The 16,029-nt window shown below is 49.2% G+C and carries 18 protein-coding genes; 10 read left to right on the forward strand and 8 right to left on the reverse strand.

Translation table 11 applies throughout. The features are described from left to right. Positions 1 to 145: 145 nt before the first annotated feature. Both ACFSDB_RS17230 and ACFSDB_RS17235 read right to left on the reverse strand, forming a co-directional pair. On the reverse strand, positions 146 to 367 hold the full coding sequence (locus tag ACFSDB_RS17230) for a DUF1128 domain-containing protein (protein ID WP_204893779.1): 222 nt from the start codon (positions 365 to 367) through the stop codon (positions 146 to 148). Positions 368 to 425: 58 nt separating this feature from the next. After that, positions 426 to 1,787, reverse strand: coding sequence for an alanine/glycine:cation symporter family protein (locus ACFSDB_RS17235; RefSeq protein ID WP_204893780.1), 1,362 nt, complete (start codon positions 1,785 to 1,787; stop codon positions 426 to 428). Between the two features lie 200 nt (positions 1,788 to 1,987). Here ACFSDB_RS17235 and ACFSDB_RS17240 point away from each other — a divergent pair, with 200 nt between their 5' ends. Next, positions 1,988 to 2,545, forward strand: a complete 558-nt coding sequence (locus tag ACFSDB_RS17240; RefSeq protein WP_377340759.1) for a YtxH domain-containing protein — start codon at positions 1,988 to 1,990, stop codon at positions 2,543 to 2,545. A 20-nt stretch (positions 2,546 to 2,565) separates the two neighbouring features. After that, entirely contained in the window at positions 2,566 to 3,474 is a 909-nt protein-coding gene (locus ACFSDB_RS17245) for a YihY/virulence factor BrkB family protein (protein ID WP_204893781.1), read from the forward strand. A 39-nt stretch (positions 3,475 to 3,513) separates the two neighbouring features. Here the strand turns inward: ACFSDB_RS17245 and ACFSDB_RS17250 are convergent, their stop codons facing one another. Beyond that, the gene (locus tag ACFSDB_RS17250) at positions 3,514 to 3,708 is read right to left on the reverse strand and encodes an SE1561 family protein (protein WP_204893782.1); all 195 of its coding nucleotides are present in this window, start codon (positions 3,706 to 3,708) and stop codon (positions 3,514 to 3,516) included. 330 nt (positions 3,709 to 4,038) lie between these two features. After that, the gene (locus tag ACFSDB_RS17255; protein WP_204893783.1) at positions 4,039 to 4,419 is read right to left on the reverse strand and encodes an OsmC family protein; all 381 of its coding nucleotides are present in this window, start codon (positions 4,417 to 4,419) and stop codon (positions 4,039 to 4,041) included. A 79-nt stretch (positions 4,420 to 4,498) separates the two neighbouring features. Between ACFSDB_RS17255 and ACFSDB_RS17260 the strand changes: the two genes are divergently transcribed. Next, the gene (locus tag ACFSDB_RS17260) at positions 4,499 to 5,686 is read left to right on the forward strand and encodes an MFS transporter (protein WP_377340763.1); all 1,188 of its coding nucleotides are present in this window, start codon (positions 4,499 to 4,501) and stop codon (positions 5,684 to 5,686) included. A gap of 154 nt (positions 5,687 to 5,840) precedes the next feature. Here the strand turns inward: ACFSDB_RS17260 and ACFSDB_RS17265 are convergent, their stop codons facing one another. The 3 genes from ACFSDB_RS17265 to ACFSDB_RS17275 form a co-directional block, all read right to left on the reverse strand. Next, positions 5,841 to 6,416 (reverse strand): DUF998 domain-containing protein, encoded by a 576-nt coding sequence (locus ACFSDB_RS17265; RefSeq protein ID WP_204893784.1) that lies wholly within the window; start codon positions 6,414 to 6,416, stop codon positions 5,841 to 5,843. Between the two features lie 108 nt (positions 6,417 to 6,524). Continuing rightward, positions 6,525 to 7,889: a 23S rRNA (uracil(1939)-C(5))-methyltransferase RlmD gene (gene rlmD, locus ACFSDB_RS17270; protein ID WP_204893785.1), complete on the reverse strand. Its 1,365-nt coding sequence runs from the start codon at positions 7,887 to 7,889 to the stop codon at positions 6,525 to 6,527. A gap of 41 nt (positions 7,890 to 7,930) precedes the next feature. After that, the gene (locus tag ACFSDB_RS17275; RefSeq protein ID WP_204893786.1) at positions 7,931 to 8,830 is read right to left on the reverse strand and encodes a TIGR01777 family oxidoreductase; all 900 of its coding nucleotides are present in this window, start codon (positions 8,828 to 8,830) and stop codon (positions 7,931 to 7,933) included. A 93-nt stretch (positions 8,831 to 8,923) separates the two neighbouring features. Between ACFSDB_RS17275 and recX the strand changes: the two genes are divergently transcribed. Genes recX through ACFSDB_RS17290 form a run of 3 tightly spaced genes read left to right on the forward strand, consistent with a single transcriptional unit; the run spans position 8,924 to position 10,320 of the window. After that, positions 8,924 to 9,730 carry a recombination regulator RecX gene (gene recX, locus ACFSDB_RS17280; protein ID WP_204893787.1) on the forward strand — a complete coding sequence of 269 codons (807 nt, stop codon included), beginning with the start codon at positions 8,924 to 8,926 and terminating at the stop codon, positions 9,728 to 9,730. Beyond that, positions 9,723 to 10,055 (forward strand): YfhH family protein, encoded by a 333-nt coding sequence (locus ACFSDB_RS17285; RefSeq protein ID WP_204893788.1) that lies wholly within the window; start codon positions 9,723 to 9,725, stop codon positions 10,053 to 10,055. The genes recX and ACFSDB_RS17285 overlap by 8 nt, the downstream gene beginning before the upstream one ends. 4 nt (positions 10,056 to 10,059) lie before the next feature. Beyond that, positions 10,060 to 10,320, forward strand: coding sequence for a YfhJ family protein (locus ACFSDB_RS17290; protein WP_204893789.1), 261 nt, complete (start codon positions 10,060 to 10,062; stop codon positions 10,318 to 10,320). Positions 10,321 to 10,530: 210 nt separating this feature from the next. On the opposite strand, the gene ACFSDB_RS17295 is transcribed toward ACFSDB_RS17290, so the two are convergent. After that, the gene (locus ACFSDB_RS17295) at positions 10,531 to 11,514 is read right to left on the reverse strand and encodes a metal-dependent hydrolase (protein ID WP_204893790.1); all 984 of its coding nucleotides are present in this window, start codon (positions 11,512 to 11,514) and stop codon (positions 10,531 to 10,533) included. A gap of 146 nt (positions 11,515 to 11,660) precedes the next feature. Between ACFSDB_RS17295 and mutY the strand changes: the two genes are divergently transcribed. From mutY to ACFSDB_RS17315, 4 genes are all read left to right on the forward strand, one after another. Further along, positions 11,661 to 12,710, forward strand: coding sequence for an A/G-specific adenine glycosylase (mutY, locus tag ACFSDB_RS17300; RefSeq protein ID WP_204893808.1), 1,050 nt, complete (start codon positions 11,661 to 11,663; stop codon positions 12,708 to 12,710). Positions 12,711 to 12,712: 2 nt separating this feature from the next. Beyond that, the gene (gene fabL, locus ACFSDB_RS17305; RefSeq protein WP_204893791.1) at positions 12,713 to 13,459 is read left to right on the forward strand and encodes an enoyl-[acyl-carrier-protein] reductase FabL; all 747 of its coding nucleotides are present in this window, start codon (positions 12,713 to 12,715) and stop codon (positions 13,457 to 13,459) included. Between the two features lie 114 nt (positions 13,460 to 13,573). Beyond that, positions 13,574 to 14,119, forward strand: coding sequence for a nucleoside tri-diphosphate phosphatase (gene ntdP / locus ACFSDB_RS17310; RefSeq protein ID WP_204893792.1), 546 nt, complete (start codon positions 13,574 to 13,576; stop codon positions 14,117 to 14,119). 63 nt (positions 14,120 to 14,182) lie between these two features. Further along, positions 14,183 to 15,928 (forward strand): ABC transporter ATP-binding protein, encoded by a 1,746-nt coding sequence (locus tag ACFSDB_RS17315; protein WP_377340770.1) that lies wholly within the window; start codon positions 14,183 to 14,185, stop codon positions 15,926 to 15,928. Positions 15,929 to 16,029 lie beyond the last annotated feature (101 nt).

The raw sequence follows: 16,029 nt of genomic DNA on the forward strand, positions 1-16,029 counted from the left end.
CAGTATACCGGGGTGTGAAAATAGAAAAAACCCCAAATGGGGTCACTTTTATAAAGTGTCTACCATTTGGGGTTCAGTTCACATTTCAGCAGCGAGGGATTTTTATGTGTCCGCAGGGGAAAGAGCAGCGCCCGCCTTCGGAAAATTATTTGCGCAATGAACCAAGTTCTTTTGCGATGGCCTGCATTTCGTTTGGCGTGATGTTTTCGCGGCTTGCGACCATCTCGTACAATTCTTTCAAGTCTTCGTATTGCGAAGCGTTGAAATGTTCCGGCTTCATCGCGTCGACATTGACCATGCGCAATTTCGTTTTTATCTCTTCGATCATGAAGGTAACATTTTCATTTGATTGTTTTGATAGGTCCATGATGGGTTCCTGCCTTTCGATATGGTAGTACCCATCATTTCACTGTTCAAAAAAAATGTCAATTGCCAGCTTGCTGTGCCGCTTTCTCTTCTTTGATTTTGGCGACAATGCGTTTTGTCTCCAAAGCGATGACGCCGGACAACCCGAGCAATCCGATCAAGTTAGGAAGCGCCATGAGGCCGTTCATGATATCAGAGAACATCCAGATGACATCGAGTGATACAGTCGCGCCGACGAACACCATGGCGATGAACGCAATGCGGTAGACTATCAGGAGCGACGGGTTCTTGAAGAGGTACTGGAAGCATTTCTCTCCATAGTACGACCATCCGATGATGGTTGAAGATGCAAAGAAAATCAATCCGATTGCGACAATGATCGGCCCGATTGGACCAAGGAATTGCTCAAAGGCAGCGGTAGTCAATGCAGAACCTTCATATGCATCGTCCGTGTAAAGGCCGGACATGACGATGGTGACGCCTGTGATGGAACAGATGATCAACGTATCGATGAATACTTGCGTCATTGATACCAAAGCCTGGCGCCCAGGCATATCCGTTTTCGCAGCAGCAGCTGCGATCGGAGCGGAACCGAGTCCGGCTTCGTTGGAGAAGACGCCTCGTGCTACCCCGTAGCGGATTGCAGCACCGATTGCGCCCCCGACAGCCGCTTCGCCCGTGAAGGCTGCGCTGAAGATTGTCGCGAAGGCAGGACCAATCAGTTCAAGGTTCATAACCATGATGGCCATTCCTGCAATAATATAGAACAATGCCATGAATGGCACAAAATATGAAGTCACTTTACCGATTGTCTTGATGCCGCCCAAAATGACAGCACCGGCGAAAATAGTTAAAATAATTCCAGTGATCCAAGTCGGTACGCTGAACGTATCGCGCACAACGGCTGCAACTGAATTCGATTGGGTGCCGTTGCCGATGCCGAATGCGGCAATTGCGCCGAAAATGGCGAAGAGTACGCCGAGCCATTTTTGCTTCAGCCCATGTTCGAGGTAATACATCGGTCCGCCGGCCATTTGGCCATTTGCATCGGTAATCCGGTATTTAACAGCCAGTACAGCTTCGCCGTATTTTGTAGCCATCCCGAAGAAGGCAGAAAACCACATCCAGAATACGGCTCCCGGTCCGCCGAGCACGACTGCTGTGGCCACACCGACGATATTACCGGTTCCGACAGTTGCAGCCAATGCTGTGGAGAGGGCCTGGAAATGCGTGATGTCGCCGACAGATTTCTTGTCCTGGTTCTTTGTGAAGACCAGTTTCAATGCATAAGGCAGCAGGCGCACTTGCAGCAGCCCGAGGCGGATAGTCAAATAGATTCCGGTTCCGACCAGCAAAATCAATAACGGGGGACCCCAAACAAAACTGCTCACTTCTCCTAAAAATGTTTCTAATTGTTCCATGTCATTTTCCCCTTTTATGTAATTTAGTTTGAATAAAGTAGACCTGCTCCTCACCACCTTTAGATTTAATATTCCGAAATATTAAACGAAGAGTCAAGGCTTTTCTGAAAATAAAAAGTTTGCAAAGTTTAAATAGCTGGAGATTAGGGAAAAAACCCATCATAAGTGAAATTACTACAACATACTGGGAGGAATTTAGGATGAGCCAAAACAAACTGTTAACAGGATTACTAGTAGGGGCAGCGGTAGGAGTGATCGTATCGTTATTCGACCGCAATACAAGAAACGACGTCATGAATAAATCGAAGAAAGCGACGAGCAATGCAAAATACTATGCGCAAAATAGAGATGAACTTGTTTCTACTGCGAAACAACAGGCCGAGAAAGTACAGAACCTGTACTCCCGTATTTCTGAAGATGCTGCTTACGTAGGAGGGAAAGTCAATGAACTGAAAGATTTGACTCCTCATGTAAAAGAGATGGCGCTTGAAACGAAGGAAGCGTTTGTTGATACGAAAGAAGCGCTTGTGGAATCAAAAGATGACGTCAAAGCAGCATTTAAAGAAGAAAACCCGTCGCCGACCTCTTCATTAGGCGAAGGAAGCGATTCTTCTTCGCAATCCGGTTCAGGTTCAGGAAGTTCTACAGGATCTTCAGGGAAATCAGGATCTGGCAGCAACACAGGTTCTACAGGTAGCTCGGCATCCGGTTCTACGGGCGGATTCAACTCTTCAACTGGATCGTCAAAAAACGTTTAAACAGAAACGAGCTTAAAATCATGGATATCGAACAAAAGGAAACAGAAGAACGTTTAAACAATTTGGCAGTCAGCCATGATGTGACGACCCGCAAAGGGTTCGGCAAAGAACTGGCTGAACGGATAAAGATAATGGATGTTACAGGATTAGGAGCGCAGTTGGCGTTCTTTTTCCTGTTGTCCATTTTTCCTCTCCTTTTGTTCCTTATCACATTGCTGCCTTACTTGAACCTCTCGAAAGATCAAGTATATGATTTTCTGGTCCAGGTTATGCCCGGCGAGATCTACCTCTTGATCGAAGAAACGTTGAATGAAATTTTGACCACCCAAAATACCGGGCTCCTGTCTTTCGGGATCATTGCGACCATCTGGTCAGCAAGCCTCGGAATGGATGCTTTGATCAAGTCGTTGAATTTTTCCTATGGAGTGGAAGAGAACCGGCCGCTCATAGTGTCTCGCGGCATGTCCATCGTCCTGACGATCCTGATGATCTTCATCTTGATTGTCGCATTGGCGCTGCCGATTTTCGGACGCCAGATCGGCTTGTTCATCTTCACCTATCTAGGCCAGGAGGAAGGGTTTCTAGAATTATGGGGAGCCATCAGGTTTGTTATTCCATCGCTTATCATCTTCATCGTGTGTACGGTCATCTACTGGGTTGCCCCGAACATCCGGCTGGATTTGAAAAGCGTTTTGACAGGCGCCGTTTTTACAACCATCGGCTGGCTGATCATTTCGTATGGATTTTCCATTTACATCAACAACTTCGGGAACTTCTCCGCCACGTACGGCAGCATCGGAGGGATCATCATCTTGATGCTGTGGCTTTACTTGTCTGCCATGCTCCTTTTGATCGGAGGGCAGGTTAATGCGGTGATGCAGGGCCGGAGGGATATACTGGTGACGCGAAAAAAAACCCGTGCAAGCTGAATTTCAGCTTGCATGGGTTTTTTGCCGCAAAAACAGCGTCTAGTTCTCATCGGTCGGACGGGATTTAAACTGCTGCATTTTGTTCTCCAAATCATCCACCATGGCGATCAGGCGGTCGATATCTTCAAGATCCGTATTTTCCGGTTCAATGGCATCCAGTACTTCTAGAAATATATTCAGCCGCTGCTTCATATAATCGACTTGCTGCTCTTTATTCGTGATGGATTTTCCCATACAGAACACCTCTTTCTACTCCTTTATGGTATCCGAAAACAACGCCGATTTCAATAAATGATGGGTCTTACGATTGATTTTTCCTCTTTTAATGTTTTGAATATTTACACAAATCATTTTCTATGTTAAGTTAATAACAATAAAAGCGAAGGGAGGCCGCAGTGAATCGTCGAAACCATTCGCATTGGAATCAAAGGAGGGGATTCGTACATTTCACCGGCAGCTTTAGCCGAAGAAATACGAGCTATGGAAATTCAAATTGAAGACTGCAAAACATAGAGGCTCAGCCGGAATCTGATACACAGATGCGGACTGAGCCTTCTTGACGTCTTAAACCAGTTCGTAGGTTTCAACCACTTCCATGGAATTTTCGACAGAACGGACCATCGAGCAATTTTTATGAGTCAACTCCAAGATGCCCTGCATTTTCGATGGATCAATTTCGCCTTTGATAATAAAGTGAAGATGCACTTTCGCAACGCGCCCGGCTTCCTCATCAATCCGGACAATCTCTTTTACATCCACTTGGATATCCTCTGCCGGCATGCGCTTCTTCTCCAGGATTTTACGGATGATGCCGCCGCTGCAGACCGCGATGGAAGCGACAAGCAACTGGTAGGGCCGGAACCCGAACTCTTCATTTGTGGACACATTCAATTCGCCATATGGCAAATCCCCTGAAAAACCATTTTCTGTCATCGAAAACTTCATCTGTTATCTCCTCCTTGTGTTAAAATTGTATCTGAATTCCAATCAAATTCAAAAGAACGTGCTTATATTAGGAGGCATCATGGGACATTTATTGAAAAACGAGCAGGGGCGCTTTTGGATACTGGTGGCAATCGTCTCCATTTCCGGCTTTTCACAAGGGATGCTGCTGCCTCTGATCGCAGTCATCTTTGAGCAGGACGGTGTCTCTTCCGCATTGAACGGCTTGAGTGCCACGGGTTTATATGTCGGCACATTGGTCATCGCGCCATTCATGGAACCGCAGCTTCGGAAGTTCGGCTATAAGCCGCTGATTTTGGCAGGCGGCGGCCTGGTCATTGCCTCTTTGCTGCTGTTTCCATTGTGGAAAAGTGTGCTGTTCTGGTTTGTCCTCCGTGTCTTGATCGGCATCGGAGACCAGGCGCTGCACTTTTCCACGCAAACCTGGATCACCAGCTTTTCACCGCAACATAAGCTCGGGCGCAATATCGCCATATATGGCATGTCGTTCAGTGTCGGATTCGGAGCAGGGCCATTGTTTGTACCGCTTGTAGAAATCTTTGAGGCGCTGCCGTTCATCATTTCCGGGCTATTGTGCCTGGCCGCCTGGTCGCTGGTCTTTTTCCTGAAAAACGATTTTCCGGAAAACACCGCAGGTTCCATGGCAGGAAAAGGAACAGTGAGCCGTTTCAAAGCAGCGATTGTAATTGCCTGGGTGGCTTTTTTGCCGCCTCTCGGCTATGGGTTCCTGGAGGCTTCACTGAATTCCATCTATCCGGTTTATGCACTTCGGCAGTCCATCGAAGTTGCAATGGTTTCCATCATGCTTGCTGCTTTCTCGCTCGGGGCAATCGCGACACAGCTGCCGCTTGGGGCGTTGAGCGACCGGATTGGCCGGCGCAATGTGCTGATGATCGGCCTTCTCGGCGGCGCCATTACGTTTGGGGCAGCCAGCTTTTTCGAAACGAATGCCTGGGTGACCGTTGGCTTTTTTGCGCTTTCCGGCATGTTCGTCGGCTCGATGTTTTCGTTAGGAATTTCCTTCATGGCGGATTTGATGCCGAAAGACTTGCTGCCGACCGGCAATCTGCTATGCGGAATAGCATTCAGCATTGGCAGTTTGTCGGGCCCGTTCCTTGGCGGCCTTTTTATCGAATATGCAGGAGGCTTAAGCTTCCTGTTGCTCATTGCTGCGATGCTGCTTCTTCTGTTTGTTGCAGTCCTTTTGCGTGGCGACAAAGAAAAAGTGGAAGTGGCGGATGCCAAATGAAAAGGGGCTGTCCAAATAGGGCTGCTGTCCGTTGCGGCGCAAGCCCGCCCAAAGCGGTATAAGAAGTTTGTTTATTTCTTTAAGATATCTATATAAGATATTTCGACAAAAAAGGACACGGATACCCATCGGCATCCGTGTCCTTTTTTGTTTCTTATAAAACCTTTTCCTGCTCATTTGTCGTTGGAGGCTTCAGATAGAAAAAAAGCCAGCCAAAAGCGCAAATAAACATGATCCTTTGCAAGAGCCCCATGATGGAGGGGAAGGCTGCCATGGAAAGGGAGATTGAGACAGCGACCAGCGCTAAGGCGAATCCTCCAGCCCTCTGCGGTCCGCGGCTCATAAATCCGTGTCCGGCAGCAAGCAACGTGAAACTGAATCCGGTCATGCTGGCGAAAATGGAATGGATCCGATCCTCCAAGAGGTCGGCCGGCACATTTCCGGCTAATGGCGCATGTTGGAAAAGTCCGGTCAGAATGAGGCTGATTCCGAAACCCCCGCCTATAATTTGGTGGTAAGGGATTCCGCTTCGGAAGGCGATCCAAATGGCTCTTGCTCCCAGAAAAACAAAAATTGCATTCATGAGCCAGGAGTGCGGGGAGCCTTGTGCCCCTAAATGGCTGGTTGTGTTCTTTTCAATGGAATATCCGTCAAAACTGAAAAACGGCAAGCCGAATGCTGCCATTAAAAACAGAATGTATAGCCACAAAGAGATCCTGTCTTTTTTCATTGCACCTATACCTCCCGTTCAAGGGAGCATAAACATCCCGTTGAACAATCATTCGGAATACCATACTCATCTGACGGGCCGAAATTCAAATTCCTCAGGAAGTGTTGGTTATTTCAGTTCCAGGAGGCAGACTGCCTCGACTTGTGCGGTCTGCGGGAACATATCAACCGGCTGGATGTATTTGACGTTGTAGACTTTCGTCAGCTGCTGCAGGTCCTTTGCTAAGGTGGAAGGATTGCAGGAGGTATAGACAAAACGCTTGGGTTTCACTTTCACAATGGTTTTCAGCAAAGAATCGGCCAGCCCGGTGCGAGGCGGGTCGACAGTCAGCACATCCGGGACAAAGCCTTCATTGCTCCAGACTTCGAGCCATTTTTCTGCGGTGCCAGTTACATATTTTGCCGTCACGCCTTGTTTCTTGGCATTCGCTTTCGCGTCGACGACACTTTCATGGACGACGTCCATCCCGCGGATCTCTTTCGCGCCGCTCGCCAGCCAAAGGCCGATTGTGCCGACGCCGCAATAAGCATCGACAACGCTCTCCTTGCCCGTAAGCTTCGCCGCACGTTTGATCTCATCGTATAGTTTCACGGTTTGGCTAGGGTTCAGCTGGAAAAATGCACGCGCCGACAAGTCGAACGCCAATTCTCCGAGCTTCTCGTGGATCGTGTCTTTGCCGTACAAAGTGACCGTCTCATCCCCGAAGATCAACGAAGTCTTTTCTTTGTTGATGTTTTGAACGATTGAAACAAGGTTGATGTCGATCGCTTTCAATTTCTCCAGCAGCAATTCCTTGTTCGGGATTTTTGCACGCGTCGTCACCAGCACCAATTGAATTTCACCGGTCTGCACGCCAGTGCGCACGACAATGGTCCGAACGATGCCTTTCATCGTCTTGCCGTCATAGATGGGGATCTTCAATTCTTCAAGAATCCGTTTGACGGCATTGGTGATCACGGTGGTATCCGGATGCTGGACGATGCACTGCTCGATATCGAGCAATTGATGGGAACCTTCTGCAAACAGGCCGGCAATCACTTTGGTTCCTTTCAGGCGGGTCTGAAACTGGCTTTTATTGCGGTAATGCCAAGGGTCATCCATGCCGATCGTCTTTTCGACACGCACTTTTGTCCCTTTTAAATACCGGTCCAATGCCTGCATGACCAAATCGCGCTTCTCCACCAATTGCTGGCTGTATTCCAGATGCTGGAGCTGGCAGCCGCCGCAAGCATCATAAATAGGGCAAGGGGGAGTTTGGCGGTGCGGAGACGCTTTGAGCATCTTGAAGATACGGGCTTCAGCAAAATTCCGTTTGATGCTGGTCACTTGCGCGGTAAGTTCCTCACCGGGCAATGCGCCTGCTACAAAAACAACATTGCGCTTGAAATAGCCGATGCCTTCGCCGTTGATGCCGAGCCGTTTGATCGTCAATGGAATTTTCATGCCTTCTTCCATGATGGGTTTGTCGTTCATCTTCTTCACGTCCTTCGTGTAATCATCCCCCCATTATAGTCCTATTTATAAATATCAGCCAGTGCCGATTGCAAACTCGGGAAGCTGAACTGGAATCCCTGCTGTTCGAGCACTTTCGGAAGCACCCGCTGGCCGGTCAGGACCAGCTGGCTTTTTTCGCCAAGGACCGCTTTCATTGCAATGGACGGAACCGGGATCCAATGCGGCCGGTTGAGCGCTTTGCCGATTTCCTTGCCGAAATCCTTCATCTGTTTCGGTTCCGGAGCTGTGACGTTGAAAGGGCCTTCGAGTGAAGGCGTCTCCATTGCAAATTGGATTGCCCGTGCCACGTCTTTCACATGGACCCAAGAGACCCATTGCTTCCCGGAGCCGACAGGGCCGCCGACGAATAATTTATAAGGCAGCGACATGAGGGGAAGGGCGCCTTCCTCTTTTCCAAGGATGATGCCGAACCGTGCAGAAGCGACGCGTACACCATGGACTTTGGCATGGTCCGCCAGCTTTTCCCAGTCCAAGACCGTACGGGCAAGGAAATCTGTGCCGAAATCAGCTGATGCTTCGGTATAGGTCACGGTATCGGAAGGAGCGTAGACGCCGATGGCGCTGGCGTTGATGAGCACGCTCGGCTTTTTGATCAGCTTGCCGATGATGCGGAGCACTTCTTCTGTTGCTTCCATCCGGCTATTGTAGATCTGTCGTTTCTGTTCTTCGCTCCATCGGCCGTCATTGATCGAAGTGCCGGCCAAATTGATGATGGCATCGATGCCTTCCAATTGCTTTTCAGGTGCCGTGCCTTCTTTCAGCCATTGGACGTATTTGGTGTTGGGTGTCGAACGCTTCGGGGATCTCGTCAAAATATAGACCACATGGCCTGCTGTGTGGAACAGCCGCGTCAATTCCTTGCCGACAAAACCTGTCCCGCCGGTGATTGCTATCTTCATTTCCATCGCCTCCATTTCTCTTAATATTACCCTCAATCCATGCATTTAAGCACTTCAACGGGTATAATAAGGAAAGAAGAGGGGGGCCGCCAGATGCCGATTATCACCAAAATCACACAGGGCAAGAACAATCCGGAGAGGTACAATATTTACCTCGAAGAAAAGTTCGCTTTCAGTGTGGACGAATCGATCCTCATCAGGTATCAGCTCACCAAAGGCAAAGAGCTAGACCAATGGACCATCGAAGAGATGAATTTCGAGGATGAGGTCCGCAAAGCATTCAACAAAGCCCTTTCATACCTGAGTTTCCGTATGCGCAGCGAAAGTGAAGTGCGCACGAAACTGAAAGAAAAAGAGTTTGGCGAAGCTGTCATTGACGAGGCCGTCAAAAAATTATACACACTGAATTTCCTGGATGACCGCGCATTCTCGGAAGCGTTGATGCAGACGCAGATCAAGTCCAGCAAAAAAGGCCCTCGGGCCATCCAACAGGACATGCAAAAGAAAGGGATTGATAAACGCATGCAAAAAGACGTTTTGGATTCCTACTCAGAAGAAGAACAATTGGAAGTAGCCAGAGGCCTTGCCGAAAAAATCGCGGCCAAAGAGAAAATGAAAACCCCGAGCCAGATCCAGCAGAAAATCAATGAATCGCTCATGCGCAAAGGATACTCCTATTCATTGATCCAACAAGCGATTGATGGCTTGGCGCTTGAGAAAGAGGAAGACGAATGGGACGACATTGTCGCGGCCCAAGGGGATAAATTATGGCGAAAGTACAGCAGCAAACTGACTGGCTACGACCTGAAGTCGAAAGTGAAGCAAGGGCTGTACCAAAAAGGGTTTCCAAGTGAAGTAATCAACGGATACCTGGAAAAGAAGGAGCAGGAAGATGACTGAAGAAAAGCGTTACAGCGAAATGGATGAACATGAATTGCGTACGGAAATCGGCCGCTTGAAAGAAAAAGCCCGGAAAGCGGAACAGCTTGGCATTGTCAACGAATTTGCGGTGCTCGAGCGCAAAGCCATCATGGCCGCAGCTTATCTGCTTGACCCGGCCGATTTCAAAAAAGGCGAGGTCTACCGGATTGAAGGAGACCCGAACGTCTATTTCCAGATCGATTACCTGAAAGGCCGTTTTGCCTGGGGCTACCGGCTGGGCGGAGAAAAATATGCTGAAGCATTGCCGATTTCCATGCTGCGGCCTCTAAAAGAAGGGAAGTAACCGGATGAACGAAACCATTGAAGAACTGACTGTAGAACTGCGGGAGAAAAACCCGAACCTATCCGATGAAAAAGCTCGCACATGGATCGAATTATTGGTATCCGATTTTGAAGCGTCATACGCGAAAGCGGGCTATGACTACCAAGGCACGGCTGTTGTTGAAAAAGTGATCCGCCAGTGGATCTCCAGCTACGGGGATAAGATCCATGAATTTGCCGGGTCCAACCCTAAATATGCCCACCTTTTGAAAGACCGGGAAAATTAAAAAAACGCACACGTTCGCGTGTGCGTTTTTCATGTGTAAGGAAGACTGGCATGCCCGTCGAATCTACACGGCAGCCTCCGCATTTCGTGGTGTCCAGCTGCAGCGCCTAGCCCCTCGAGTCGCTTCGGACTCGCCTGCGATGGCAAAGATCGCCATCACTGCCAAGTCCTCCAGCGCTTGTCGGGGCAGGACAGGCGCTTCCGCATTTCGTTAGTTATGGCTGAAATCGAGTTTTTTGCGGAGCTTGTCTTCGCTGAAGATCCAGCCGGTATACGAGTTGACCACTTCGAGTTTGTGGTTCAGGTGGGCAACCGCGACAAATGGATAATAATCATTGCTGCGGTAGCGCAGGTCGATGAGCCGCACTTCGTAAATTTCCCCGTATTCATTGATTTCCCATCGGTACAGAGGGGAGAAAGAGACGAAAGCGGAAAGGTTCTTATCTTTTAACGCAGTCTGGAACAATTCGTTGGATTTAGGAAGTTCCATTTTTTGGAATTTATCATAAATATTGATTGAGCGCCCGTAGGCTCTTCCTACATAATGATGCGTATCCGTGTCCGCTGCAATGCGCCATTGGAAAAAACGCATCGTTGGCGCGACAATGATATGGGTCGTGCCCGGGATTGTGTTGCGGACCGCATGTTTGACGGCGCCTTGGACAATGAAGCGCAAAACGTAATAAAAGAATACGACGATATACAGAATCGACATCGTCCAGACCGGATCTGTGCCGAACGCCCAAAACATCAATGCCACCAGGTGGAGGCCGAAGATGATCGGATCAAATGTGTTGATGACACCGAGTGCAATCCACCGGTTTGAAATCGGCCTTAGCGCCTGGGTGCCGTATGAATTGAAGATGTCGACAAAGACATGCAGGAATACAGCCAGGAACGTCCAGAGCCACAGATGAAGGATGTTCGCGGACGGCATGATCAGCCCAAGTACGGCGGTGATCAGCAATGGCCAGAACAAGACAGCTGGAATCGAGTGGGTGGCGCCGCGGTGATGGCGTATATAGATCGCATTGCTTCTCAATTTTAAAACGGTATCGATATCCGGAATCTGGGATCCGATTATCGTACCGGCAAATACGGCGGTCATGGTCGCAGGATGGCTGGCGACAACCGGGTCAGCAGCGGCGAGGCCGCCTAATGCGATTCCCATGACGATATGTGTGCCTGTATCCATTGCATCATCTCCTTTCAAGGGCGGCTGGTTTTGGTAAAAGAATCAGGTTTTGATAGAATAATAATATTCCCTGTGTAAAATCTATACCCGGGAATTCAGCGGAATAATCTAGAAGAGTGGAGGCAGTGACAATAGAATTCGACAAAATGCAATTTCAAAACGATTTAATCAGCTGGTTTGCTGCCGAGAAACGCGATTTGCCCTGGCGGAGGACTGCAGACCCATATCAGATATGGGTTTCAGAGATTATGCTGCAGCAGACGCGCGTGGATACGGTTATACCTTATTATAAACGATTTGTAGAGAAATTCCCTACCGTGAACGACTTGGCGGAAGCGGATGAAGAAGTTTTGCTGAAGCAGTGGGAAGGCCTTGGCTATTATTCGCGGGTCCGCAACCTGCAGGCGGGCGTCAAAGAAGTGGCTGAAAAATATAATGGCGTCGTCCCGGCAAGCCGGAAGGAGATTTCGCTGCTGAAAGGGGTCGGTCCGTATACAGCAGGAGCAATCCTCAGCATCGCCTACGGCATTCCGGAACACGCCGTCGACGGCAATGTCATGCGCGTATTGTCCCGGATCCTGTTGATCGAGGAAGATATCGCCAAGCCGAAAACAAGGAAGGTCTTTGAAGACGCAGTGACAGAGATCATCAGCCATGAAGATCCGTCGTCTTTCAACCAGGGGCTGATGGAACTGGGAGCGTTGATCTGCACGCCGACTTCGCCGAAATGCCTCCTTTGTCCGGTCCGCGACCATTGTGCAGCTTTCCATGAAGGGAAGCAACATGAATTGCCGATAAAGACCAAAGCCAAAAAGACCAAGGCTCTTCAGTATGCGATGCTAGCTATCCAGAAGGGCGATAAAGTGCTGATGGAGAAACGGCCGCCGACCGGTCTGCTCGCCAATATGTGGCAATTCCCGATGGTGGAGCTGGCAGGCGAAGCGCTGGCAGCTGAGATTGAAGAGGAGCTTTCTGAAAACTTCAGCGGTTCTGTCAGCGGAGCGGAAAAAATTATTTCTTTCAAACATGTGTTTTCTCATTTAACATGGAACGTGGATGGCTTTATCGCCCAAGGCGAGAATTTAAAGGTACCGGAAGGGATGAAGTGGGTGACGGCTGAAGAGCTGGAAAGCCTGCCGATATCCGGTCCGGTGCAAAAAATGAAAACTGCATTGCAGCAAAGAGGAGATGTATGACAATGGCAGAACAAAAAGTGGCATTGGTGACAGGCAGCAGCAGAGGGCTGGGCAAAGCTTTGGCAATCGCCCTGGCAGAACAAGGATATGATATCGTAGTCAATTATGCGCGCAGCAAAACGGCGGCGCTCGATACGGTAAAAGAAATCGAAGCAAGAGGGCAGCGTGCGCTTCTCGTCCGCGCAAATGTCGGCGATGTAGAAAAATTGCGCGGCATGTTCGAAACGATCAAGGAAGAATTCGGCCGTCTGGATGTATTTGTGTCGAACGCAGCCTCAGGCGTACTGCGGCCAATTATGGAACTTGAAGAATCGCATTGGGACTGGACCATGAATATCAACGCGAAAGCGATGCTTTTCGGAGCTCAGGAAGCGGCAAAACTGATGGATAAAGGCGGCAAGATCATCGGCATCAGCTCACTCGGGTCCATCCGCTACTTGGAGAACTACACGACAATCGGCGTCTCCAAGGCAGCAGTCGAATCAATCACGCGCTATTTGGCGGTGGAACTTGCTCCTAAAGGGATTGCCGTGAATACCGTGTCAGGCGGAGCGATCGATACAGAAGCTTTGACTCATTTCCCGAACCGCGAAGAGTTGCTGAATGACGCGCGCGTCAATACGCCGGCTGGCCGTATGGTGGAGATTGATGACATGGTCAAAGCGGCTTTGTTCTTGATCTCAGACAATGCGGACATGATCCGCGGACAGACGATTATCGTTGATGGCGGCCGCTCTGTCGTCATGTAGAACTGGTATGACCAAAGCCTTATTGCCTTTTCACTGTATGTTTTCAGAATTGATTGATATAATTGTGGGGACATTAAAAAATTTATACGGTTTAGGCGAAAAGGTGGGATAGACATGGCGATTCCTGTGGAAGGCGAAACAATCCAAATCCACAGCTACAAACACAACGGCCGAATCCACCGTGTCTGGCAGGAAACAACAGTTTTGAAAGGGACGAATAACATAGTAATCGGTGCAAATGAGCGGACCATGGTGACAGAATCGGATGGCAGGACGTGGCTCACACGAGAGCCGTCCATCTGCTACTTCCATGCAGAACATTGGTTTAATATTATTTGCATGCTGCGCGATGATGGGGTGTATTATTATTGCAACGTCAGTTCTCCGTTTGTGTATAACAATGGCTCGCTGAAGTATATCGATTATGATTTAGATGTTAAAGTCTTTCCGGACATGTCGTACACCTTGCTGGACGAAGACGAATATGAGGACCATAAACGGCAGATGGGCTATCCCGAAGTGATTGATCAGATCCTACACAGGAACGTGGAGAAGCTGATCGGCTGGATCAAACAGCGGCGTGGGCCCTTTGCCCCGGACTTCATCGAAGTTTGGACGAGCCGGTACGAATTCTACAGGCAGTACCGGCTGACTGAATAAACGAAAAACCTGTTGCTTGCCAACAGGTTTTTCGTTTTGAACGAAGAGAATGGAGTGAAAGCTTTGAGCAGCACAAAACGCTATATGCAATTTGTTAAACCTTATACATGGCAGATTGTGTTGACGATCATCATCGGCATTTTCAAGTTCGCCATTCCGCTATTTATCCCGTTGCTTATCAAAATCGTAATCGATGATATTATCGGAGCCGAGGGACTGTCAGACGTCGAGAAATTGGACCAGCTTTACCTATGGCTCGGCGGGACGGCAATCCTGTTTTTCATTTTCCGGCCGCCAATTGAATATTTCCGCCAGTATTATGCCCAATATGTCAGCAATAAAATCCTCTATGATATCCGGCAGCATCTATATGGACATATGCAGCGGCTGAGCCTCCGCTATTACGCGAACACCCGGGCAGGCGAAGTCATTTCCCGCGTCATCAACGACGTCGAGCAGACGAAAAACTTTGTCATGATCGGCTTGATGAACCTTTGGCTCGATCTGGCAACGATTCTGATCGCCATCGGCATCATGTTGACGATGGATGTGCCATTGACCATCGTGGCACTCCTGGCGTTTCCGTTCTACGCGTTCAGCGTCAAATACTTTTTCGGCCGCCTGCGCGATTTGACGAAAGAACGCTCCCAGGCGCTTGCGAACGTCCAAAGCTATCTGCACGAGCGGGTGCAGGGGATGAGCATCATCAAAAGTTTCGCGCTTGAGAAGCATGAGCAGAAAATTTTCGATCAGACGAACGACGGCTTCCTTGATTCTGCGATCGCCCATACGAAATGGAATGCCAAAGCTTTTGCAGTCGTCAACACGATTACGGATGTAGCACCGCTATTAGTCATCGGCTATGCCGGCTATCAAGTGATCCAAGGCAACCTGACGCTCGGAACCATGGTGGCGTTCATCGCCTATATTGAGCGGCTTTACAATCCGCTCCGCCGGTTGGTGAATTCATCGACCACTTTGACACAGGCAATCGCTTCGATGGACCGGGTTTTTGAACTGGTCGATGAAGAGTACGAAGTCACCGACAAAAAAGGCGCAAAGGACTTGAAGGTGGTCGATGGCAAACTGGAATTCCGGAATGTCTCTTTCCAGTACAATAACGGCGGGACCGAAGTTTTGTCGGATTTGAATTTCACCGTCAAACCGGGCGAGACCGTCGCTTTTGTCGGAATGAGCGGCGGCGGGAAGTCGACGATTGTTTCGTTGATTCCAAGGTTTTACGATGTAACGGACGGCGGCATCTATATGGACGACCACAATCTGAAAGATGTCACGATCCACACGCTGCGCGACCAGATCGGTCTCGTTCTGCAGGATTCCATCCTGTTCAGCGATTCGGTCAAATCGAATATCCTCATGGGCAAGCCGCATGCAACGGATGAAGAAGTGGTAGCGGCGGCGAAAGCGGCCAATGCACACGAATTCATCGAACTGCTGCCGGAAGGATATGACACCAAGGTAGGCGAGCGGGGAGTCAAGCTTTCCGGCGGCCAAAAGCAGCGCATTGCCATTGCACGTGTATTCCTTAAGAATCCGCCGATTTTGATACTGGATGAAGCCACTTCTGCACTGGATCTCGAAAGCGAAGCGCTGATCCAGGATTCCCTGGAGCGGCTCGCGCATGACCGGACGACGCTCATCGTCGCCCACCGGCTGTCGACTATCACCCATGCCGACCAGATTTTGGTCATTGACCACGGAAAATTAGCCGAAAAAGGGACGCACGATGAATTGATGAAGCGCCAAGGCGTGTATTTCAATTTGTTCCAGGTCCAACAATTCAATTAAAGATAGCAAGGCCTCCCAGGTGATGGGAGGCCTATTTTAAATTCCAGAAAAAGGCTGTGATATTCGAAAAACTATTGCAATAATACTAATGTTACGTATAA

This window comes from Planococcus chinensis, from assembly GCF_042681545.1.
Lineage (GTDB): Bacteria > Bacillota > Bacilli > Bacillales_A > Planococcaceae > Planococcus > Planococcus chinensis.